Raw genomic sequence first — 21,595 nt, forward strand, 5'->3', positions numbered from 1 at the left:
ATTGCCGACGGCACTTGAATCTCCAAGCGTGCTCACGCTAGCGCGAATTCCAGCTACTTCACAACGTTTGTCACTTCGAAGAGTGAAGCGGCATATGCCTGACGTAACCGAGGAAGGCTCTCGCTGCCGCCGTACCGAGGTCGGCTATGACGTCGGGATCGTCGCTCTCCCGTATGAGGAGGCCGTCCTCGTGCCGGGCGACCTCCAAACAGTTACCGTCGGAGTCCTCGGAGTAGGAGGACTTGTGCCAGTCGAGATGCACTCTGCTCCTGCTTTCACAGCTGCTTCGCCACCTCCCGGATCATGTCGCGGGAGGAGGCATGGTCGAGTGAGCGCTCCTCCATGCGGCAGAGGATGGCCCGGTAGTTCGCGAGTTGGGTCTCGCCGTGCAGGAACGCCGCCCCGGTCGGCGTGTCCTTCTGCACCGTATCGAGCTGTGCGACCGGCCCCGAGGCGTAGAGCGCGGAACTGCCCGCGCTGGGGAAGCCGCCCGCCGCGAACGGAAGGACCCGAACCGTCACGTGGGGGTGGTCCGACTGCTCCAGGAGGTGATCCAGTTGTCGCTTGGCGACGGCGATTGCTCCGAAACGCATGCGCAGTGCGGTCTCGTGGATGAGGAACGTGCACGCGGGCGGGTCGCCGTGGTGCAGGACGCGGCTCCGGCCGACCCTGAAGGCGACCTTCCTCTCCAGCTCCTCAGCCGGAAGAGGAGGTACCGCTTCGTTGAAGACCGCGCGGGCGTAGTCCTCGTGTTGGAGAAGACCGGGCATGTGCGTGATCTGTGCCGTCCGCAGGGCGACTGCGTGGTGCTCCATCTCGGCAAGGTCCAGCAGTCCGGCGGCCAACAGGTCCCGGTAGCCGTCCCACCAGTTCTTCGCGCCCGCCCGCCGCTCGCGGGCCATTCCGGCCAGGGCGCCCACGTAGTCCTGGTCATGGCACGCGTAGTTCGCCGCCCACACGCGGACGCGGTCCTGACTGACGCCGAACCGCCCCGACTCCGTGTTGCTCATGGTGGTCTTGTCGGTGCCGTGCAACGCGGCCGCATCCGTCAGGGACAACCCCGCGTGTTCGCGCATCTTGCGCAACTCCGCTCCGAGGCGACGCTGACGCTCCGTCGGCGGCTTCCGCACGGCCATCGACCCGCCCTTCCCAAGCCCTTCACGACCCCACAGGCTAACCGGCGCCGTCCTGCCACCGGCACTGTTGGTGACTCTGCGTGCGGTGCGGCCATCGACGTGCATCGGGGGCGGGGGTGCAAGGGCGCATCAAGGCGCTCGACCGTTCCGTCCGATCCGTGACGTGGGACGGCGTCGGAGACCGGTCACGCCTGGGGAGACGTGGGGATTGGACTTTGTTGGGGAATGCCGCTGACGAGGGGTGGCTCGTCCCTTCTTCTCCGTGAGCGACCGAGGCGTGACGCCCGCCCCGCCGCGTGAGGCCGTGCGGAGGGCGAGGTGTCGCGGGGTGTTCACCTGCGTGGAGTGTCCGCAGAGGCGGGGCGGTCACATGGGCGGGTAGATGTCGCCGCCGGCCATGCCGCTCTCCTGCTCGCAGCGGCTCTCCATCCGTCGGGCTTTCTCCTCCAGGCGGGCGCGCTGCTCGGGGTCGTCCGTCCCGGCGGCGGCCTTCGTCAGGTCCCGCACCTGCGCGCGCATCTGCTGGACCCGGCGCCGCGACTCTTCCATGGCCGTCATGACCGCTCCCTGGGCTACGGGGAAGAAACCGTGCAATCCCCATCGAAACAGACGCGGCGCCCACCCGTCATCCCCGCGCCGGGAACGCCGCCCGGGGCGGAGACGACGAACGGCCGACGGGACGCCCACGGGCAGGTGTGTGCGTGGGTGCCCCGTCGGCCGAACGCGCCGGGCCGGGCCGCTCGGGCGCCGGCCCGCTCACCGCCGGACGATCGGCTGATCAGGCCGTCATGCCGTACGGCGGTCAGATGAAGGAGTTGATCTGGATGGTTTCGTCGCGGCCGGGCCCGACGCCGATCGCGGAGATCGGCGCACCGGACATCTCCTCGAGCGCGCGCACGTAGCCCTGCGCGTTCTTCGGCAGGTCGGCGAAGGTCTTGGCCTTGGTGATGTCCTCCGACCAGCCCGGCAGGTACTCGTACACCGGCTTCGCGTGGTGGAAGTCGGTCTGGCTGTACGGAAGCTCCGTGACGCGCTCGCCGTCGATCTCGTAGGCGACGCAGACCGGGATCTGCTCCCAGCCGGTGAGCACGTCGAGCTTGGTGAGGAAGAAGTCGGTGAGGCCGTTGACGCGGGTCGCGTAGCGGGCGATGACCGCGTCGAACCACCCGCAGCGCCGGTCGCGGCCGGTGGTCACGCCGCGCTCGCCGCCGATGGTGCGCAGCGCCTCGCCGTCCGCGTCGAACAGCTCGGTCGGGAACGGGCCGGCCCCGACTCGCGTGGTGTACGCCTTGAGGATGCCGATGACCCGGTTGATCTTCGTCGGGCCGATGCCCGCGCCGGTGCAGGCGCCGCCGGCCGTCGGGTTGGACGAGGTAACGAACGGGTACGTGCCGTGGTCGACGTCCAGCAGGGTGCCCTGGCCGCCCTCGAAGAGGACGACCTTCCCCTCGTCGACGGCGTCGTTGAGGATCAGCGTGGTGTCCGCGACGAAGCCGCGCAGCTGGTCGGCGTAGCCGAGGAGCTCCTCGACGACCTGCTCGGTGACGATGGCACGCCGGTTGTAGAGCTTGGCCATCACCTGGTTCTTGAAGTCCAGGGCGGCCTCGACCTTCTGCGTGAGGATCGACTCGTCGAAGAGGTCCTGCACGCGGATGCCGACACGGTTGATCTTGTCGGCGTACGTCGGGCCGATGCCGCGGCCGGTGGTGCCGATCTTCCGCTTGCCCAGGAAACGTTCCGTCACCTTGTCGAGCGTCGTGTGATACGGCGTGATCAGGTGCGCGTTCCCGCTGATGAGCAGCTTGGACGTGTCGACGCCACGCTCGTTCAGCCCGCTCAGCTCGGAGAGCAGGACCGCCGGGTCGATGACGACGCCGTTGCCGATGACCGGGGTGCACTCCGGGGACAGGATGCCGGAGGGGAGCAGGTGCAGCGCGTATTTCTGGTCGCCGACGACGACCGTGTGGCCGGCGTTGTTGCCGCCCTGGTAGCGCACCACGTAGTCGACCGACCCGCCGAGCAGGTCGGTGGCCTTCCCCTTGCCCTCGTCACCCCACTGAGCACCGAGCAGCACAAGTGCGGGCACAGGCGTACACCCCTTCCGGGCGGGGCATGTCCCACGTGCGTGGCGCTTTCGCCTCGCGAGAGCCGTGACGGGCCTGCCCCGGATTGATGAAGCCCCTGGCGCAACAGCGACAGGGGCTCTTGCACCGAGAGATTACCGGAACCGGTTGCCGGGGTGCGAACGCCCGTGGCACTCGGGCCGGGGCGTGCGCCCGGCCGCGCGGGCTCGCGGGCTGCGAGCGCCCGACGAAACCTGGAGAGAGGAACGACGTGTCGGCTCCAGACCTGCTGGTCGTCATCGACCCCGTCGCCCGGGCGACGGACGGGGAGTCCGTACGGATCGCGAGGGACGTCCTCTGCGCGGGCGCCGGCGCGGGAGGGGCGAAGGTGTGCGTGCCCGAGTGCGCGGCGGATGTGGAACGGGCGCTCGCCCGGCGCGGCAGCCGGCGGCCGGTGGTGGTCGGCGACGACCGTGCCCTGCTGCGCACCGTGCGGCTGCTGTACCGGGAGCGGGAGCTGTCGGCGTGCGCGCTGGCGGTGGTGCCGGTCGGCCCGCCGGACGTCACCGTGCTGGCCCGGGCCCTCGGTGTGCCCGGCGACGCCGTCGCCGCCTCGCGGGTGGCGCTGAACGGCACGGACCGTGCCCGGGACCTGCTGGTCGACGACAGCGGCGGAGTGGTGCTGGGGGCGCTTCGTGTGCCCGCGCGCGCCGGGAGTGCGGGCGGTGCGCGCGGCGCGGACGGCGCGGGCGGTTCCTGCGGTCCGGGAGCGGGCCCGCCCGCGGCGGACGGGGCGGGCCCGGGCGAGCCGGCGGCCCAGGGCGACCGGGTGCCGGAGCCGCGCCCGCCTGCCCGCGAGGCGCCGCCCGGCGGAGGCGCGGCGCGCGGAGGGGCGGTTCCGGGAGAGCCGGGGGCCGACGGCGGGGCGCGTGGCACCGGTGCGCGCGGGGGCGCGGACGGCCCGGGGGCCTGGGCGGTGCCCCGGCACGGTTCCGCTTCCGCCGCGGCCGGGTACGGGCAGCGCGGCGGTCACGCCGACGCGCGGGAGCCGCTGCTCCGCGTCGGCCGTTCGCTGGTACGGACGCTCGCGCGGCCGCTGCCGTTGCTCGGGGCACTGGCGGGCGCTGCCGGGGGGCCGGCCGGCGGGCACGGACCGCCGCTGCGGCTGCGCGTGGAGGCCGACGGAGCGACGCTCGCCGACCTGGACCGCCCGGTCGTGGGGGTGTGGCTGGCTCCCGGGGGCGACGGACTGGCGACGGTCGCGGTGCGCCGCCGGGCCACGTCCGAACCGCTCTACGCCCGCGCACGCACGGTCACCGTCTCCGGGCCCGACTTCCGATACCGCGCGGACGCGCTGGTCGGCGGACCCGTCCGGGCCCGCACCTGGACGGCCATGGACTCGGCCTGGTGGCTCACCCTGCCGGGGCCGGCGGCGGGCGACGACGAGCACGGCGACGCCTGAGGATGGCCTGAGGAGGCCCGGGGACGTCTGAGGACGCCCGGGGACGGGGACGTCACGGTGCCGGTGCCGGGTTCCCCCTTCCGGCACCGGCACCGTGGCTCCTGGGCGGAGCGTCAGCTCCGCAGCTTCTCCACGGCCGTACGGGTCGTCGTGCGGAAGTCGTCGACTGGGGCGTGCGAGAGGTTCCCCATCTGGCCCCAGTCCACGACGGTCACGGTGCGGCCGTCGCGCCCGATGCCGAAGAGGTGGGCGTCGCTGGTGCCGGTGCCGTCCGGGTCGGCGGTGTCCACGCCGTAGACGTGGGCGCCCTCCTGCACGTCGACGCGCCCGTAGTCGACCAGTTCGGCCTCCGCGCCCGGGTACTGCTCCTCGTACGCCGCCGCGCAGGCCCGTACCGACTCCTCGGCCTCCGCGGCGAGTGCCCGAGCGTCCTTCAGGGTGGCCGTCCGCACGCTGACCTGCACGGCGGAGGTGTCGAACTCGGTCCAGAACCGCCGGTGCGACGCTCCCTCGGCGGGCAGCGCGTCCTCCAGGCAGAACACCGGGAACTCCGGCAGGCCGGCCGCCGCCTCCTCCGCGTACCACGCGGAGGACGGGTGCGCGGGGAGTTCGTCCGGCGCGAGGAACGCCGGCGCGGCGGCCGCCCGGCGGGACGCGTCCGCGGGCGCGCCCTCCGGCGCCGCCTGGGCGGAGCCCACGGCGACCAGGCCGATCGTGGTGGTGACGACGGCGGCCGTGAGAGCCGCGGTGCGCAGGGCGCGGCGGTGGATGTGCATGGTGGGTGTCCCTCCGTTTGACGGTTCACCAGGAGCGTTGCCCGGCGTGTCACATGGGGGCAACAGCTCGCGGGGAATCCGGGACGCCGGGACGTCCGCACGTACGCTGACATGGGGAAACGGAGTGGCCCTGGAACGCTTCCCGGGACGGGAACCGGCGGGACGGGACGACGGAGGGGAGCCGGCCGGGATGGGTGCAGCGCGGGACACGGAGGAGTTCGCCGCTTGCCTGCGGCGGCTGAAGGATCGTTCGGGACGCAGTTACGGGCAACTCGCCCAGCGCGCCCACCTGAGCACGTCGACGCTGCACCGCTACTGCAACGGCCAGGCGGTGCCGCTGGACTACGCGCCGGTGGAGCGGCTCGCGCGCCTGTGCGGCGCGACGCCGGAGGAACTGCTCGCACTGCACCGGCGCTGGGTGCGGGCCGACGCGAGCCGCGCCCGACGGGACGGCGACGTGCCGGGCGGCGCGCGGGCGGTCGAGCCCGTGGCGCACGGCGGGCCGGCGGCCGATGCGGGAGGGCCGCCGCCCGCCGAGGGCCCGCCGTCGCCCGCGGATGCGCCACCCGACACCGGCCCGGCGTCACCCGCCGTCCCGGTGGCGGCGGACGGGGGCGAGGACCGAGGGGAGCGGGCCGCCGGAGTGGCGGACGACCGGCCGGGCGCATGGCGGAGCGTCGCCGCCCGCCTTCGGCTGTGGCGGGTGGCCGCCCTGGTCGCCCTGGTCGTAACGGTGGCCGTGTCCGCCTTCGTCGCCTCCGGCCCGGAGGGGCGCGGAGCAGACCCCACCCCTGTCGCCGGTCCGGACGGCGCGCGGCGGGCTGCCGGCCCCGCGGCGACCGCGTCGCCCACCGCCCCGGGGCGGGAGCGCACCCCCTCGGGGTCACCCTCCGCGGCCGCCCGTCAGGCCGGACCGGAGAAGGACGCCCCCGGGAAGAAGCAGGGCGGTGAGGGCCGGGGGCGGGACGTCACCGGGTCGCCGCTGACCTGGACCGCCGGGTTCCACGTGTGGCGGCACGGCTGTGACCACACCTATCTCGTGGACCGCGCGCCGACACAGGTGCCGGAGCCGCCCGTGGAGCAGGACGCGCGCGGCTGGGCCTCGGCGGTGGGCGCCGTGCACGGCGGCGACACGGTGGTGGAGGCGACCGTACGGGCGGCCGGTGCGGAGCCCGTGGTGGTCGAGGGCGTGTACGTGCGGGTGGCGGACCGGCGCGCGCCGCTGGACTGGCCGGCGTACGGGATGAGCAACGGGTGCGGCGGGGCGCTCACTCCGGCCGCGTTCACGGTGGGCCTGGACGCGGCCCGGCCGGTGGCCCGTCCGCAGGACGGGTACGACGGCGAGGATGGGACGCATCTTCCGGCGACGCGCCTGCCGTACCAGGTGACGGCCGGCGAGCCGCTGGTGCTGCGGGTCGAGGCGCGGACGGAGCGGTACGACTGCGAGTGGTACCTGGAGGTGCGCTGGAGCAGCGGCGACCGCACGGGGACGCTGCGGATCGACGACGGCGGCCGGCCGTTCCGTACGAGCGGGGGCGGCGACGGCGAGGCGTACGGCTACGACTGGGGCGCCGGCGCGTGGCAGGGGGCGGGTGCGTGAGTCCGCGCCCCTCCGCTCCCCCCGCCCCGTCGCGGCGGGGTTCGGCCGGCCGTCCGGGGTCAGTCGCCGGAACGCGCCCGCTCTGCGCGCAGCTCCCGCCAGCGGGCCATCAGGCCGGAGAGTTCGTCCTTGAGGAAGGCGAAGAACTCGCCGGTCTCCTTGAGGCGGCGGCCCGCCGGGGTGTCGGGGCCGATGGCCTCGGCACCGGCGCGGGCGGTGGCCGACCAGCGGGAGAGCAGGACGTCGCGGTTGGTGAACGTCTCCCACCAGACGTCCTCCTGGACGCGGTAGAGCTCCCGCCGTGAGCCGGGGGCCCGTTCGCGGCTGACCATGTGCACGCCGGCCAGGTAGCGCACCGCGCCGGACACGGCCGCGGGGCTGACCTGGAGCCGGTCGGCGAGTTCGGCCGAGCTGAGGGCGCCCTCGTCGGAGGCGAGCAGGCACGCGAACACCCGGGCCGCCATGCGCTGCATGCCGGCCTCCGTCAGGTCGGCCGCGAAACGTTCGACGAAGGGCGACAGGCGCGTCGCGTAGTCGTCGGCACTCACCCTGGCGTTCTCCCCTGTGCGGTGATCTCTCCTCCGAATCCTAGCTGCTCTGAATCTTCATAAATTTCTGAACCTAATGTAGCTTCGTGTGTATGACCAAGGCAAGGGAAGCCCTCTCCGTGTCGGGCCTCGTGAAGACGTTCGGCCGGACACGGGCGCTCGACGACCTCGACCTGCACGTCGACGTGGGGGAGGTGCACGGCTTCCTCGGCCCGAACGGCGCGGGGAAGTCGACGACGATCCGGGTCCTGCTCGGCCTGCTGCGGGCCGACGGGGGACACGCACGCGTACTGGGACTCGACCCGTGGCACGACGCCGTCCCGCTGCACCGGCGGCTCGCGTACGTGCCCGGCGACGTCGAGCTGTGGCCCAACCTCACCGGCGGTGAGGCCATCGACCTCCTCGCCCGCCTGCGCGGGGGAGACGGTGTGGACAAGGGGAGGCGCGACGAACTCCTCGAACGCTTCGACCTCGACCCGACGAAGAAGGGCCGCACCTACTCGAAGGGCAACCGGCAGAAGGTCGCAATCGTCGCGGCGCTCGCCTCGGACGCCGAACTGCTCCTGCTCGACGAGCCCACGGCCGGCCTCGACCCGCTCATGGAGGTCGTGTTCCAGGACGTCGTCACCCAGGCGAAGGCGGCCGGCCGGACCGTGCTGCTCTCCAGCCACATCCTGGCCCAGGTGGAGAAGCTCTGCGACCGGGTGAGCATCGTGCGGCTCGGGAAGGTCGTGCAGTCCGGCACGCTCCAGGAGATGCGCCACCTCACTCGGACCACCGTCGAGGCGGAGACGGAACGCCCGGCGACCGGACTGGAGGAGCTGACGGGCGTGCACGATGTGCAACGCGACGACGGGCGGGTGCGCTTCGCCGTGGACGGCGCCCAATTGGACGCGGCGATCCGGCGGCTCACCGAGTGCGGCATCCGCTCGCTGACCAGCCACCCGCCCACGCTGGAGGAGCTGATGCTCCGCCACTACGGCGACGTGGCGGACGGCGAGGAGGCCGGCGCGCTCCGGAGCGGGGTGGGCTCGTGACCGCCACCGTGGAGCGGACGGCCGCCGGCTCCGCGACCGGAACGGACGCGCGCGGAGGCGCGCTGGCCGGCACGGGCGTGCTGCTCCGCTTCGCCCTGCGGCGCGACGGCGTACGCCTGCCCGTCTGGATCGGGGCGCTGACCGCCGGCACGCTCGCCTCGCTGTCGAGCTTCGAGCAGACCTACTCGACCGACGCGGACCGCACGGCCATCGCGAAGACGCTGGGAAGCCCGGCAGGGCTGGCGATGAGCGGCCCCGGGCACTACCTGGACGATTACGGTCTCGGCGCGATGATGGGCCATCAGATGCTCGGCTTCGTAGCCGTGCTGGTCGGGCTGATGACCGTGCTCACCGTCGCACGGCACACCCGGATGGAGGAGGAGACCGGCCGCGCCGAGCTGGTGCGGGCGGCCGTCGTGGGACGGCACGCGCACCTGACGGCGGCTCTCGTCACCGCGGCGCTGGCCTCCCTGGCACTCGGCGGCCTGCTCGCGGCGGGCCTGGGCGCGAGCGGCGCCGAGGGCGTCGGGTGGCACGGTTCCCTTCTGTACGGGGCGGCGCACGCGGCCGTCGGCATCGTCTTCGCCGGCGTCGCCGCAGTAACGGTGCAGGTCACGCAACACTCCCGGGGCGCCTCCGGGATGGCCCTGGCCGCCATCGGCGCCGCGTACGCGCTGCGGGCCGCGGGAGACGTGGGCGGCGGCGCGCTGTCGTGGCTGTCGCCGATCGGCTGGGCGCAGCGCACCTACGTCTTCGTCGACGACCGCTGGTGGCCGCTGCTGCTCTGCCTGCTGCTCGCCGCCGGTGCGGCAGCCGCCGGGTACGTGCTCAGCACCCGGCGCGACCTCGGCGCCGGACTGCGGGCGGCGCGGACCGGCCGCGGCTCCGCGTCGGGCCTGTTGACGCGCCCCGTCGGGTTCGCGCTGCGGCAGCAACGCGGGCTGCTGTACGGCTTCGCGGCGGGCCTGTTCGTCCTCGGCGCCATGTACGGCTCGATCCTCGGCCAGGCCGAGGAGATGATCGAGGACCTCGCCGAGCTGAGGGAGGTCGTGCGGCAGGTCGGCGACGCCTCGCTCGCCGAGTCGTTCGCCGCGACGGTGATGATCGTGGTGGCGGTCGTCGCCTCCGTGCACGGGGTGATGGCGGCGCTGCGGCCGCGTGCCGAGGAGACCGCCGGGCGTGCCGAACCCCTGCTGGCCACCGGCCTGTCCCGGGCACGCTGGGTCGGCAGCCACGTCGCGGTGGCGACCGCGGGAGGTGTCGTCGTGCTGCTGGCCGCCGGGCTGGGCTTCGGCCTGCTGGGGGCCGCGAGCACGGGCGACGCGGGCGTGGTGCCGGACCTGCTGGGCGCGGCACTGGCCTACGCGCCCGCGCTCTGGGTCACCGCCGGGGTCGGCGTCGCCCTCTTCGGCTGGGCGCCGCGCGCCACGGCCGCGGTCTGGATCGTGCCGGTGTACGCGTTCGTGGTCGGCTACCTGGGCCCGATCCTGGACCTCCCCGACTGGCTCGCCGAGTTGTCACCCTTCGGCCACGTGCCGCGGGTGCCGGCGGAGAGCATGGACTGGGGAGCGGCGGCCGGTCTCACGGCGGTGGCGGCGGCCCTGGTCGCCTTCGGGATCGCAGGATTCCGCCGACGGGACCTGGAGACGAAGTAGCGGCTGCTCACGCAGCAGCCGCTACAGCGCGACGAGACCTGCGGCGGTCGGCCGGAAGCCGCAGGTCTCGAGGTAGAACCCCCGCAGGTGCTCCTCGAAGTCGACGTGCAGCCACCGGCACCCGGCGGCGCGGGAACCCCGCGCCGCCGTCGCGACCAACTCCGCGCCGACACCCCGGGAACGGCGGTGGGCGGCCACCACCGGTCCCCGCTCTGTCCGTGGCCGCGACCGGACGCACGTACGGGTGGCCCGGGCAGGCTCACCCCCGTGGGGGGCACCCGAAGAGGCGCGCACCGGGTGCAGCGGGCCTGCCGTGCTGGTCGGATGGCCGTATGACTCCGCGCGCCCGTCCCCACCTCGCCGCAGCGGTCGCGGCATGCGCCGCGGTCGCCGCGCTCGCCGTGCCGTCCGCCGCCGCGAGCGAAGGGGGCGGAGCCCCCGGAGCGCCGGACACCAGCCGTCCCCGGGACGCGGTCACGCTCACACCGGCGGCCGGCGACCCCGGCAGCACGGTGACCGTCCGGGCGCGATGCGGTGGGGACGTGGACCACGGAGGCGTGTTCTCCACCGCTTTCGCGGACGCGCCGGCGTTGCGGCCGGCTGCCGCCGGGGGCGGTCTCGTCGCCGAGGCCCGGGTGAAGTCCGGCCTGCCGCCCGGCCGTTCGTACGTCGTCACCGCGAACTGCAGCGCCGCCGAGTCGCTGACCACCACCTTCGTCACGTCCGAAGGGCGCTCGCACCGCCACCTGGCCCGTGGGGGGAGCGGGGAGGAGGCGAACCAGGTCGACGGCGTCGCCCTCGCCTTCGGCGGCGGGCTGGCCGGGGCGGCGCTCGCGGGTTACCTGCTCACCGCCCGCCGGGTCGCGTCCCGGCGCCGGGCCCGCGCGGGGCGGCGGTGAACCGGTGACGACCCGGTACGAGCGGCTGTCCTCGCGCAGCCGCCGCCTCGAGGTGGTCTCGGTGGTCGCGGCCGTGGTCTTCACCGTGGTGACGTGCCGGTTCGTTCCGGGACCGTCCGCGGCGAACGCCGCGGTCCTGGCCGCGGACACCGGCGCTGGGGAGTCCGGCCTGGCGGTCAGCGACCGGGTGCCGGGGGTGGACGCCGGGGCCGGGGAGGCGTCGGGACGTCCGGCGCGTACGGCGCCCGTACGGGTCGCCATCCGCGGGACCGGCGTGGACGCGGGGATCGTGCCGGTCGAGGAGCGCGCCGGGGACGGCATCCCGGTCGCACCGCCCGACGACCCGATGCAGGTGGCCTGGGCGGCTGGACTTCCGGCGCCCGGCGAGAAGGGCGCGGCCGTGCTGGTCGGGCACCTCGACGCCGGGACCGGTCCGGCGGCGTTCGCTGGCCTCGGCGGGTTGCGCGCGGGCGCGCAGATCAGGGTGCTGCGGGCGGACGACCGGACGGTGCGGTACGAGGTGCACGCCGTGCAGCGGTACGGGGCGGCAGGGCCGCCGGGAGAACTCGGCGACGTGCCCGGGGACGCCGGTGGAATGCTCCGCCTGGTCGCGGTCGGCGGCGCCTGGACGGAACCTGTCGTCGACGACACGAGCGTCGTCGCGTTCGCCCACGCCCGCTGAGCACGCCGACCGCCCGGCGGCATGGCGTGGCGCGGCATGTCGTGGCGGTGGGGTCAGCGGTGCGTGCGGGACATACGGGTCTCCTGCGCGCGGGTGAGGCGGAGCACGACGAGGATGGCCAGGATCGTCGCGGGCACCAGCAGCAGGTCGGTGACGATGCCCCAGACCAGCCAGCCGCGCGCCTCCAGCGCGGTGCTCGCGTCGTGCCACTCCTGCCAGCCGAGCAGGGAGCCGATGAGGGAGCTGGTCAGCCACATCGTCCACCAGCCGTTGAGCAGCCCCGTACGGTGCGGCCCGGCGCCGTTCCAAGCGGGCCGGCCTGGCGCGGGGGGAGCGCAGGCGGCCCAGATGTCGTCGGCGATCTGCTTGGGGATCCACAGGTTGGCGACGGGGAGGAACCAGCCGCCGATCGCCATGCCGGGGCCGTACCGCATAACGCCGGGGCGGAACGCCTCGGCGTTCAGCCGCACCCGCCAGAACCACATCAGCCACAGGGTGATCAGCGGCAGGGCGACGAGGAACGCGAGGACGTCCAGCGTGACGGACCACGCCTTGAGGCCGTCGTAGTCGGGGACGAGGGTCGGTTCCCAGGAGTCGGCGTAGTCGCTGTAGGTGCCGTAGGCGGCGAAGCTGAACAGCAGGTCCAGCACCGTCCAGGCCAGCACGGCGGCGAGCAGGGTCCAGGTGGCCGTGGCCAGGCCGCGAGGGGAGCGCGGAGGTCCGGACGGCGCCGCGCCGGCGCGCTGCTGTCCGGCCGCGGGCCGGGGGCCGGGGCCGACCGTTCCCGGACCGTACGGGGAGGTGGTCCGGTATCCGGTGTGGTGCGGGCCGGGAGGGGGCGTGGGCCCGGGGCTCCACGGCCTGGGTTGCGGGTAGCCGTACGGTCCCGGCGTCGCGGATGCGGCCGGCCCGGGCGGCGTGCCCGGCACGCCGTAGGCGGACGGGGGCGGACCCGGCGGCCGGTAGGGGCCCGGCGGCGGAGTGCCCGTACCCGCGCCCAGACCGGGGCCCGTCGCCGTCCCCGCGGACGACGCCGGGGCGCGGACCGCCGCAGCCGCCTCCGGGTCCTCGCTGTCCAGCAACTGCACGGCGTGACGCCCGAGCTGGGCGAGGACCTCGCCCGGCAGCCAGGTGCCGGAGAGTTCGTCACCCGCCCAGCCGGCCAGCGTCCCGAGGCTGGGGCGTTGCGCCGGGTCCTTGGCCAGGCAGGCCGTGATGAGGTCGCGCAGGCGGCCCTCGATGCCGGTGAGGTCCGCCTCCTCCTCGGCGATGCGGAACATCAGTGCGTGGATGCCGGAGTCGGCGGTACCGAACGGCATCCGGCCGGTCGCCGCGTACGCCAGCACCGCGCCGAGGCAGAACACGTCGCAGGCGGCCGTGACGGGCGTGCCGCGCACCTGCTCCGGGGACATGAACCCGGGAGAGCCGATCACCGCGCCGGTACTGGTGAGCCCGCCGGAGGACTGGAGCGCGGCGTCGACGGCGCGGGCGATGCCGAAGTCGATGACGCGCGGGCCGTCGAAGGTGATGAGGACGTTGGACGGTTTGAGGTCGCGGTGCACCAGGCCGGCGGCGTGGATGGCGGTCAGCGCCCGGATCAGGCCGGAGGCCAGCGCGAGGGCGGACTGCTCGGGGAGCGGGCCGTAGTCGTGGTCGACCACTTGGGCGAGGGAGGGACCGGCGATGTAGCCGGTGGCGACCCAGGGCTCGGCGGCCTCGGTGTCGGCGTCCAGGACCGGCGCGGTCCACTCGCCGCCGACCCGCCGGGCGGCGGCGATCTCCAGGGCGAAGCGGCGGCGGAAGTCCGGCTGCCGGGCGAGTTCCGCCTTGACGGCTTTCACCGCCACCGTCCGGCCCCGTTCGGAACGGGCCAGGTAGACGCGGCCCATGCCACCCTCGCCCAGTCTGCCCAGCAGGCGGTAGCCGCCTATCCAGCGAGGGTCGTGGCTGCCCAGCCCCTCCATGCGTCCTCCCCCGTGTCGTGCCGTGCCGTGCGGCAGTCAACCGCCACCGAGGATAGAGGGGTTCGCCCGGTCCGAGGCGGGCCGGCCGGAGACCCGAGTCGTTACCGTTACCGGCCGTGCCGGGCGCCCCTGACCGGTTGCGGCGTGTCCGGCGCGGACTCCAGGGCGTCCAGCGCCCCGGTGAGGCGCCGCAGCGCGTCCAGCGCCCGCGCGAACTCCGCCTGGCCGCGCTGTTGTTCGGAGAGCCGGTGGGCGAAGTCGGCGTGCTGCGGGGCGATGCGGCGTACGGCGGCGAGCCCGTCGGCGGTGGGCGCGAGCAGCTTGGCCCTGCGGTGTGCCGGGTTGGGGCGGTACTCGGCGAGGCCGCGGTCGGCCAGCTCCTCGGCGACGGAGAGGAACTGCCCGTCGATGCGGAACGCGGTCAGTGCCGTGCCGCTCAGCAGGTCCGGCGTCGCCGCCGCTTCCCTGGTGCCGGCCGGCCCCGTGCCCGCTGCGCCCGTCGAGTCCGCCGGGCCGGCGGCCGGACCCTCGGCGGCCAGCCGGTCGACGTGCTACGCCACTCGGCCCAACCCGCGTGACGAACGACGACGCCGCCACCTCGCCACGATGGTACGCACCGTGTCCTCGCGGGTGCCCGGTGTGAGCAACCTCCCGGCGCCAGGTCGATGGGGAACCCCACATTCCGTCGCGCACCCGCGACGCGTGCCGGGAGCGGTCCTTACCCTGTGGGGGCCGACCGAGAGGTGAGATACGCATGACCAGTCAGGACTCCACGCCCGCGGCCTTCGCCGTCCCCGGGGACAAGGGCGCCGTCAAGGCGGCCGACCGTGCCCACGTCTTCCACTCCTGGTCCGCCCAGGGGCGCATCGACCCGCTCGCGGTCGCCGGTGCCGAAGGTGCGTACTTCTGGGACTACGACGGGAACCGCTACCTCGACTTCTCCTCCCAGCTGGTCAACACCAACATCGGCCACCAGCACCCCAAGGTCGTCGCCGCCATCCAGGAGCAGGCCGGCCGGCTGTGCACCCTGGCACCCGGCTTCGCCGTCGACGTCCGCTCGGAGGCGGCCCGGCTCATCGCCGCACGCACCCCCGGCGACCTGGACCGGATCTTCTTCACCAACGGCGGCGCCGAGGCGATCGAGAACGCCGTGCGCATGGCCCGGGTGCACACCGGGCGACCCAAGGTGATGGCCGCCTACCGCTCGTACCACGGCGCCACGGCAGCCGCCATCAACCTCACCGGCGAACCGCGCCGCTGGGCCTCCGACACCGGCACCGCCGGCGTCGTCCGCTTCTTCGGCCCGCACCTCTACCGCTCGCACTTCCACGCCACCACCGAGGCCGAGGAGTGCGCCCGTGCGCTGGAGCACCTGGAGCAGACGATCCTCTTCGAGGGCCCGCACACCCTCGCCGCGGTGGTGCTGGAGACCATCGTCGGCACCGCCGGCGTGCTGATGCCGCCCGAGGGCTACCTGGCGGGCGTCCGCGAGATCTGCGACCGGCACGGCATCCTGCTCGTGCTGGACGAGGTGATGGCCGGCTTCGGCCGCACCGGCACCTGGTTCGCGGCCGACCTGTACGACGTCGTGCCCGACCTGCTGACCTTCGCCAAGGGGGTCAACTCCGGCTACGTGCCACTGGGCGGCGTGGCCATCTCCCAGGCGGTGGCCGCCACGTTCGACGACCGCCCCTACCCCGGCGGCCTCACCTACTCCGGTCACCCCCTCGCCTGCGCCTCCGCGGTCGCGACGCTCAACGCGATGGCCGAGGAGGGCATCGTGGAGAACGCCGCGCGTATCGGCGAGGACGTCCTCGGACCCGGCCTGCGGGAGATCGCCGCACGCCACCCGTCGGTCGGCGAGGTGCGCGGCACCGGGGTCTTCTGGGCGCTGGACCTGGTCCGCGACCGGGAGACCCGCGAACCGCTGGTGCCCTACAACGCGTCCGGCGACGCGGCGAAGCCGATGAACGACTTCGCGGCCGCATGCAAGACGCGCGGCCTGTGGCCCTTCGTCAACATGAACCGCACCCATGTGGTGCCGCCGTGCACCGTCACCGAGTCGGAGGCCAAGGAAGGGCTGGCCGTGCTGGACGAGGCCCTGTCCGCCGCCGACGCCCACACCACCGATGCGGGGCGCGTGCGGTGATACGGCGCAGCACCCTGCGGGCGCAGGTCGCCACCGCACTCCGGGACGAGATCCTCGCCGGCCGGCTGCCGACCGGGAGGGACTTCACCGTCAAGGAGATCGCCGACCAGTACGGCGTCTCCGCGACCCCGGTACGGGAGGCGCTGGTCGACCTCGCCGCGCAGGGTCTGCTCGACATGGAGCAGCACCGCGGTTTCCGCGTGCACGAGTTCTCCCCGGCGGACTTCCGCGCCATGATCGACGCCCGCTCGCTGGTCATGGAGGGCGTCTTCCGCTGGATACGGCAGCGCGGCGGCACCGTCGAGCTGCCCGACCGGGACGCGCTGCAGTCGGTGCGACGGCGCGCCGTCGCCGCCGAACGCGCCGCGCTCCTCGGAGACCTGGACATCCTCATCGGCTACGACCTGCGCTACTGGCGCGAGTTGGGCGGTGTGGTGCACAACCCGTACGTGCGCGACTTCCTGGACCGCGTCCGCGTGCAGTGCTGGGCCTTCGCGGTGCCGGTGCTGCGCCGCGAGGAGAAGCTGGCCGGCCGCCTGTGGACGGGGCACTGCACGCTGCTGGACGCGGTGGAGGAGCTGGACCTGGACGGGGCACAACGTCTCCTCACCGAGTACGACGCGCACGCGCTGACGCTGGTCGACGGCCCCTGACCGGGCCGTCTCCACGGCGGGCGGACGCTGTTCCTGCCGAGGGGATCTCCCGCACCGGCGCCCCCCGGTCTACCCTGAGGCCGTCGGCCGCCCCCAACCCGCGGAGCGAATCCCTTGGCCTGTGACCTGTGGCTCGTCCCCCTCGTCGACGTGCTGTGCCACAGCCCCGACAATCCCTTCGCGGAGGAGATCGCGACCTACGACCGGGCGCTCGCCGCGTCCGGCCTGCCGTCCGTCCCCGTGTACGGGTACGTACCGGGGCTGTCCGGCGATGTCGCCCCCGTCGCCGGCTTCGACTACGACGCACTGCACCTGCTGCGCCGCGCGCATCTCCTCCAGCTGTGCAACCTGGAGGTCACCCCGGTGGACGCCCTCGGCGGCGACTACGAGCAGCTGCTGGAGATGTTCGAGCAGACCGCCCAGCAGTCCCACTTGGTCTGGCACTACGACCACGCGGGCGCGTACGTGCCGGTGGACTTCCCGGCCCCGCTCGCCACGGACGAACTCCTCGAGGGCGGAGGCCCGCTGGGCTCCAGCCAGGGGCTGCTGCGCGAACTGGAGGCGGTCGCCCCCTTCGTGGGCATCGACCCGCACAACCCGCCGCCGCCGCCCGAGGCGCCCACCCGGCCGACCGAGCTGGAGGAGCCCGCCGTGGCGCCCGCGTACGGCGAGGGCCCGTTCGCCCGGGAGCAGCACGTGTGGCTCGGGCTGCACCAGGCCGCGACGCGCAGCCTCGCCCAGGGCTCGATGATCATTTTCAGCTGACGCTCCGTCCGCGCCGTCCGGCTACCGGACGGCCGGGTGTTCTTGCCGGACATCCCGGACAGGACCTAGCCGCGGGCCCTCCCGGCGCGGCACCATCTGCGGGTCGGCGCGGCCTGCGCCGGCGTCTGTGCACGTGTCAGGAGGGCAAGTGAGACGAACCGCATCGGTGGCCGTCGCCTTGGCGGCGATGGCATCGGGCCTGGTCTCGGCAGTGCCGGCGACAGCCGCCGCGGGATCACCCGCCGCGGCGTCGTCCGTGGACTGGACGGACTGCGGTACCGCGAACAACCCGACCATGCAGTGCGCGGCGATCGACGTGCCGCTGGACCACGCCCGTCCTGAGGGTCGGCAGATCCAGATCGCCGTCAACCGCATCCCGGCCACCGCCGAGGAGAGGCAGGGACCGCTGCTGGTCAACCCGGGCGGCCCCGGAGGCAGCGGCCTCGGCCTCGCCGGCTACGTCGCCCGTTCGCTGCCCGCCGACGTGGCCGCGCAGTACGACGTCATCGGCTTCGACCCGCGCGGCGTCGGCAAGAGCGAACCCGCGCTGGAGTGCAAGCCCGGCTACTTCGACGCCACCCGGCCGGACTCCGTGCCGCACGACTTCCGCACCTTCGCGGAGAACATCTCGCGCGCCGCGTCCTTCGCCGTCGACTGCGGCATCCGCCACGAGGGCGTACTGAAGCACATCAACACCCGCAACACCGCGCGCGACATGGACGCCATCCGCGCCGCGCTGGGCGCCGAGCAGATCAACTTCTTCGGGTACTCGTACGGCACCTACCTGGGCTCCGTGTACGCCGAGCTCTTCCCGGAGCGGGTGCGCCGGATGGTCCTCGACAGCATCGTCGACCCGACGAAGGTCTGGTACGAGGCCAACATCAGCCAGAACTACGCCTTCGACGAGCGCTTCACGGCGTTCACGGCCTGGATCGCCGAGCACGACGCGACGTACGGACTCGGCACCGACGCGGAGAAGGTCGAGGCCCGCTGGTACGACATGCGCACCGCCATGCGGGACGAGCCGGCGAAGGGCGTCGTCGGACCGGCCGAGCTGGAGGAGTCCTTCCTGCCCGGCGGCTACTACAACGGCTACTGGCCCGCCATGGCCGAGGCGTTCGCCGCCTACGTCCACGAGGGCGACGAGCAGGCGCTGCTCGACCTGTACGACGACTACGGCAAGGTCACCGGGACGAACGGCTACAGCGTCTACACGGCCGTCGAGTGCCGAGACGCGAAGTGGCCGCGCGACTGGGGCACCTGGTACGAGGACGCCCGCGAGACGTACCGGAAGGCGCCGTTCCTGACCTGGTCCAACACCTGGTACAACGCGCCGTGCGCGTTCTGGCCCACCCGGCAGCCGGAGGCCACGGACGTCCGCAACGACGACATCCCGCCGGTGCTGCTCTTCCAGGCCACCGACGACGCGGCCACCCCGTACGCCGGCGGCGTGAAGATGCACAGGCTGCTCGACGACTCCCGCCTCGTGGTCGAGGAGGACGGCGGCAATCACGGCATCACGCTCGGCGGCAACGCCTGCCTGGACCGGTACCTGACGGAATACCTGGCCGACGGCACGCTGCCGGACGCGCGCCGCGGGGTGGACGCGACCTGCGACACCCTCCCGGAGCCGGAGCCCGCCCACGCCGCCTCCGCGCAGAAGGGCGAGCGGAGCGCGCCGTCCGCGGACCGCGCCGACGGCGCGGAACTGCACCGGCTGCTGGGGGCACGCCCCTGACCGGCTGAGCCGGAGCACCGCAGACGACGGGGCCCGTCCGCCATCCGGCGAGCGGGCCCCGTCCGTGTGCCGGGCCGCGTCCGTGTGCCGGGCCGTGGGGTGTCACCCTCGTCGCGTCCCGCATGGCGTGGCACGGTCACCCGTTCGGCATTGCGAGGGGACCCACACGGGGAACAGCCGAAACCGGCGCAGAGCTGCCGTCGCCCTGCTGACGGCGGCGCTGGCGGGGGCGTCGATCCTGACCGGTACGACGGCGACGGCCGCCGTGCCCGGGGCGGGCGCGGGCGCCGCGGCGGCCGACTACCGGTGCGGCGACAACCAGGAGTACACCGGCACGCCTCCGTGGCGGAGGGCCGAGATCAGCTCCTACAACTGCGGGGACTCGACGGTGTACCGGCGCCTCCGCGGCGAGCGCTACCCGGGCGTCCCGTACCCCTGCCTGCGCGTCTCGGCGGGCCAGGTCCGCACGTTCGGCTCCTTCAACCCGATGTACGGCATGCCCTCCGGCACAGAGCCCTGCCAGCCCTGACGCCCACCGGGCGGGGTCCCTCGGACGCCGTGCGGGCGCGGAGGAGCCGCCTCCTCCGCGCCCGCACGGGGCGTCGTCTTCCGTCAGGTCGCCGTCCTCGGCTGTCGCCCGCAGCGGGCGGTCAGCGGTCCGGGGGACGCTGGCGGGGCATGTTGGGGCGAAGACTCGGATGCGGCAGGCGTCCGCCCGCAGGGCCCGCCGGGCCGTCCGCACGGGGGGCGGCGGCCCCGCCGAACACCCCGGCGACACCCTTCGTCTGTACCCGCAGCGGCGTCGTCGTCGCGCGGAACTCGACCATCCAGTCCGCCGTCTCGGCCCGCACCAGCTCCGTGACGTCCTCGGTGAAGCCCCGCAGCACGGACAGGCAGCGTTCGGCCGCCTCCGCCGCGGTGCCCTCGGTGGGCCCGAGCACCTCACGGATGGACTCCGACGCCCAGTCGTACTGCAGCGCCTCCAGGCGCCGTTGCACCGCCTGCGCCGTCGCGACGTCACGCATCCATCCCGAGGTGAGGCCGAACCAGCGGTCGCAGCCCGCGCACACCGCGGCCCCCAGCAGCGCGACGAAGCCCCACGCCGTCAACGGCGCGTCGAACGCCCCGGTGAGCTGGAGCAGCGGCAGGACGGCGCCCGCACCCACTCCGGCGGCGGTGCCCGCGCGGAGCGTGCGCGCGACGCGGCGCTTCCAGCGGCGGTCGGACAGGTACCACTCGACCATGTCGAGAGCGCCTTGTTCCACCCACTGGTAGAGCTCCTCCAGACGCTCCGCCGGCTCGCCCCAGTCGCCCAGCGGGAACGCGCGGCTCAGCAGGTCCCCCCGGCCGCCGCGTCGCGGCTTCCCGTTGCGCGAAGCGCCCTCTGGCCGCTTTTCCGGCTGACTCACCCGCCACTCCCTACGACAGCCCCCACACCGGCCACTTCCACCCCCTTCATACCGCCGGAAGAGGGATCCGCGGGGGCTTTCGGCGTCTTCCCGTCCCGAAGTGGGCAGTTGAGAGACCGGAGACCCCCCGCACGCATCACTCGAAAGGGTGACCAGTGAGGAGCCGGAACGCCTCCGCGTACTTGGCGCGGGTCCGCGCGACGACCTCCGCCGGGAGCTCCGGGGGCGGCTGCTCGCCGTGCCGGTCCCAGCCCGACTCGGGCCCGGACAACCAGTCCCGCACGTACTGCTTGTCGAACGACGGCTGCGGGCGACCCGGCTGCCAGGTGTCGGCGGGCCAGAAGCGCGAGGAGTCGGGGGTCAGTGCCTCGTCTGCGAGGACGAGCTCCTGCTCGCCGTCCGGGCCCTCCGCGAAGCCGAACTCGAACTTCGTGTCCGCGAGCACGATGCCTCGCTCCCGCGCGATGTCGCGGGCGCGCGCGTAGACGGCCAGAGTGGTCTGCCGCAGCTGCGCCGCGGTCTCCACGCCGACGCGGCGGGCGACCTCCTCGTAGCTGACGTTCTCGTCGTGCTCGCCGACCTCGGCCTTGGTCGCAGGCGTGAAGATCGCGGCGGGCAGTTCGGAGGCGTCCTGAAGGCCCTCCGGCAGCGCCAGTCCGCAGACCGTGCGCGTCTTCTCGTACTCCAGAAGGCCCGAGCCGGCCAGGTAGCCGCGTGCCACGCACTCCACGGGCACCATGCGCAGCGAGCGGCACACCAGGGTGCGCCCCTCCCAGTCGGCGGGCGCGCCGTCCGGCAGGTCGGAGGACAGCACGTGGTGCGGCACCAGGTCGGTGAGGTTCTCGAACCACCACAGGGAGAGCTGCGTGAGGATGCGGCCCTTGTCCGGGATCGGGGTCGGCAGGACCCAGTCGTACGCCGAGATCCGGTCGCTGGCGACCATCACCAGGTCGCCCGCCTCGTTCTGGTACAGGTCGCGCACCTTGCCGGTGTGCAGGTGCACCAGCCCGGGCACCTGCACGGGTTCGGGCTTGTGGACGAATCCGGACACGGTCTCTC

The 21,595-nt window shown here is 73.9% G+C and carries 21 protein-coding genes and 1 pseudogene; 11 read left to right on the top strand and 11 right to left on the bottom strand.

The window, feature by feature from the left end; all coding sequences use genetic code 11:
* Positions 1-70: 70 nt before the first annotated feature.
* The 4 genes from E4198_RS13495 to E4198_RS13510 form a co-directional block, all read right to left on the bottom strand.
* Positions 71-262 (bottom strand): DUF397 domain-containing protein, encoded by a 192-nt coding sequence (locus E4198_RS13495; protein ID WP_136183374.1) that lies wholly within the window; start codon positions 260-262, stop codon positions 71-73.
* Positions 263-275: 13 nt separating this feature from the next.
* A complete protein-coding gene (locus E4198_RS13500; protein ID WP_136183375.1) occupies positions 276-1,136 on the bottom strand; it encodes a Scr1 family TA system antitoxin-like transcriptional regulator in 861 nt (286 codons plus the stop codon).
* A 366-nt stretch (positions 1,137-1,502) separates the two neighbouring features.
* Positions 1,503-1,694, bottom strand: coding sequence for a DUF6381 family protein (locus tag E4198_RS13505; protein ID WP_027764216.1), 192 nt, complete (start codon positions 1,692-1,694; stop codon positions 1,503-1,505).
* A gap of 244 nt (positions 1,695-1,938) precedes the next feature.
* Positions 1,939-3,222, bottom strand: a complete 1,284-nt coding sequence (locus E4198_RS13510; RefSeq protein ID WP_027764215.1) for an adenylosuccinate synthase — start codon at positions 3,220-3,222, stop codon at positions 1,939-1,941.
* Positions 3,223-3,470: 248 nt separating this feature from the next.
* On the opposite strand from E4198_RS13510, the gene E4198_RS13515 reads away from it, so the two are divergent.
* The gene (locus E4198_RS13515; RefSeq protein ID WP_136183376.1) at positions 3,471-4,661 is read left to right on the top strand and encodes a hypothetical protein; all 1,191 of its coding nucleotides are present in this window, start codon (positions 3,471-3,473) and stop codon (positions 4,659-4,661) included.
* A gap of 113 nt (positions 4,662-4,774) precedes the next feature.
* Here E4198_RS13515 and E4198_RS13520 read toward each other — a convergent pair whose 3' ends face one another.
* Positions 4,775-5,437 (bottom strand): hypothetical protein, encoded by a 663-nt coding sequence (locus E4198_RS13520; protein ID WP_136183377.1) that lies wholly within the window; start codon positions 5,435-5,437, stop codon positions 4,775-4,777.
* Between the two features lie 190 nt (positions 5,438-5,627).
* On the opposite strand from E4198_RS13520, the gene E4198_RS13525 reads away from it, so the two are divergent.
* Positions 5,628-7,037, top strand: a complete 1,410-nt coding sequence (locus tag E4198_RS13525; protein ID WP_168711424.1) for a helix-turn-helix transcriptional regulator — start codon at positions 5,628-5,630, stop codon at positions 7,035-7,037.
* 59 nt (positions 7,038-7,096) lie between these two features.
* On the opposite strand, the gene E4198_RS13530 is transcribed toward E4198_RS13525, so the two are convergent.
* Positions 7,097-7,585, bottom strand: coding sequence for a MarR family transcriptional regulator (locus tag E4198_RS13530; protein ID WP_247597669.1), 489 nt, complete (start codon positions 7,583-7,585; stop codon positions 7,097-7,099).
* A gap of 92 nt (positions 7,586-7,677) precedes the next feature.
* On the opposite strand from E4198_RS13530, the gene E4198_RS13535 reads away from it, so the two are divergent.
* Complete coding sequence (locus tag E4198_RS13535) at positions 7,678-8,622, top strand: ABC transporter ATP-binding protein (RefSeq protein ID WP_136183379.1); 945 nt, start codon at positions 7,678-7,680, stop codon at positions 8,620-8,622.
* An 8-nt stretch (positions 8,623-8,630) separates the two neighbouring features.
* Positions 8,631-10,277: an ABC transporter permease gene (locus E4198_RS13540; RefSeq protein WP_136185365.1), complete on the top strand. Its 1,647-nt coding sequence runs from the start codon at positions 8,631-8,633 to the stop codon at positions 10,275-10,277.
* Positions 10,278-10,298: 21 nt separating this feature from the next.
* Here the strand turns inward: E4198_RS13540 and E4198_RS13545 are convergent.
* Positions 10,299-10,478, bottom strand: a pseudogene (locus tag E4198_RS13545) (GNAT family N-acetyltransferase); the annotation flags it as partial.
* Positions 10,479-10,609: 131 nt separating this feature from the next.
* Between E4198_RS13545 and E4198_RS24880 the strand changes: the two are divergent.
* Positions 10,610-11,176, top strand: coding sequence for a hypothetical protein (locus E4198_RS24880; protein ID WP_168711425.1), 567 nt, complete (start codon positions 10,610-10,612; stop codon positions 11,174-11,176).
* Between the two features lie 4 nt (positions 11,177-11,180).
* Positions 11,181-11,858, top strand: coding sequence for a sortase (locus E4198_RS13550; RefSeq protein WP_168711426.1), 678 nt, complete (start codon positions 11,181-11,183; stop codon positions 11,856-11,858).
* Between the two features lie 53 nt (positions 11,859-11,911).
* On the opposite strand, the gene E4198_RS13555 is transcribed toward E4198_RS13550, so the two are convergent.
* Together E4198_RS13555 and E4198_RS25430 are read right to left on the bottom strand one after the other, a co-directional pair.
* A complete protein-coding gene (locus tag E4198_RS13555; protein ID WP_136183381.1) occupies positions 11,912-13,822 on the bottom strand; it encodes a DUF4328 domain-containing protein in 1,911 nt (636 codons plus the stop codon).
* Between the two features lie 107 nt (positions 13,823-13,929).
* Positions 13,930-14,265 (bottom strand): hypothetical protein, encoded by a 336-nt coding sequence (locus E4198_RS25430; protein ID WP_136185366.1) that lies wholly within the window; start codon positions 14,263-14,265, stop codon positions 13,930-13,932.
* Between the two features lie 311 nt (positions 14,266-14,576).
* On the opposite strand from E4198_RS25430, the gene E4198_RS13565 reads away from it, so the two are divergent.
* The 5 genes from E4198_RS13565 to E4198_RS13585 all read left to right on the top strand — a co-directional run bounded on the left by E4198_RS13565 (position 14,577) and on the right by E4198_RS13585 (position 19,656).
* A complete protein-coding gene (locus E4198_RS13565) occupies positions 14,577-15,971 on the top strand; it encodes an aspartate aminotransferase family protein (RefSeq protein ID WP_136183382.1) in 1,395 nt (464 codons plus the stop codon).
* Entirely contained in the window at positions 15,968-16,624 is a 657-nt protein-coding gene (locus tag E4198_RS13570; protein WP_136183383.1) for a GntR family transcriptional regulator, read from the top strand. The genes E4198_RS13565 and E4198_RS13570 overlap by 4 nt, the downstream gene beginning before the upstream one ends.
* A 114-nt stretch (positions 16,625-16,738) precedes the next feature.
* A complete protein-coding gene (locus E4198_RS13575) occupies positions 16,739-17,389 on the top strand; it encodes a hypothetical protein (protein WP_136183384.1) in 651 nt (216 codons plus the stop codon).
* Positions 17,390-17,537: 148 nt separating this feature from the next.
* On the top strand, positions 17,538-19,127 hold the full coding sequence (locus E4198_RS13580) for an alpha/beta hydrolase (protein ID WP_136183385.1): 1,590 nt from the start codon (positions 17,538-17,540) through the stop codon (positions 19,125-19,127).
* Between the two features lie 127 nt (positions 19,128-19,254).
* Positions 19,255-19,656: a hypothetical protein gene (locus E4198_RS13585; protein WP_136183386.1), complete on the top strand. Its 402-nt coding sequence runs from the start codon at positions 19,255-19,257 to the stop codon at positions 19,654-19,656.
* 121 nt (positions 19,657-19,777) lie between these two features.
* Here the strand turns inward: E4198_RS13585 and E4198_RS13590 are convergent, their stop codons facing one another.
* The gene (locus tag E4198_RS13590) at positions 19,778-20,536 is read right to left on the bottom strand and encodes an SLATT domain-containing protein (RefSeq protein WP_136183387.1); all 759 of its coding nucleotides are present in this window, start codon (positions 20,534-20,536) and stop codon (positions 19,778-19,780) included.
* Positions 20,537-20,672: 136 nt separating this feature from the next.
* Positions 20,673-21,587: a phosphoribosylaminoimidazolesuccinocarboxamide synthase gene (locus tag E4198_RS13595; RefSeq protein ID WP_136183388.1), complete on the bottom strand. Its 915-nt coding sequence runs from the start codon at positions 21,585-21,587 to the stop codon at positions 20,673-20,675.
* Between the last annotated feature and the right edge of the window lie 8 nt (positions 21,588-21,595).

The sequence above is a fragment of the Streptomyces sp. RKND-216 genome (assembly GCF_004795255.1).
Taxonomy (GTDB): Bacteria; Actinomycetota; Actinomycetes; order Streptomycetales; family Streptomycetaceae; genus Streptomyces; species Streptomyces hazeniae.

Coding starts and splice junctions, on each gene's coding strand:
- E4198_RS13500 (WP_136183375.1), bottom strand. CDS start 1,136: ATGGCCGTGCGGAAGCCGCCGACGGAGCGTCAGCGTCGCCTCGGAGCG.
- E4198_RS13505 (WP_027764216.1), bottom strand. CDS start 1,694: ATGACGGCCATGGAAGAGTCGCGGCGCCGGGTCCAGCAGATGCGCGCG.
- E4198_RS13520 (WP_136183377.1), bottom strand. CDS start 5,437: ATGCACATCCACCGCCGCGCCCTGCGCACCGCGGCTCTCACGGCCGCC.
- E4198_RS13525 (WP_168711424.1), top strand. CDS start 5,628: ATGGGTGCAGCGCGGGACACGGAGGAGTTCGCCGCTTGCCTGCGGCGG.
- E4198_RS13535 (WP_136183379.1), top strand. CDS start 7,678: ATGACCAAGGCAAGGGAAGCCCTCTCCGTGTCGGGCCTCGTGAAGACG.
- E4198_RS24880 (WP_168711425.1), top strand. CDS start 10,610: ATGACTCCGCGCGCCCGTCCCCACCTCGCCGCAGCGGTCGCGGCATGC.
- E4198_RS13555 (WP_136183381.1), bottom strand. CDS start 13,822: ATGGAGGGGCTGGGCAGCCACGACCCTCGCTGGATAGGCGGCTACCGC.
- E4198_RS13565 (WP_136183382.1), top strand. CDS start 14,577: ATGACCAGTCAGGACTCCACGCCCGCGGCCTTCGCCGTCCCCGGGGAC.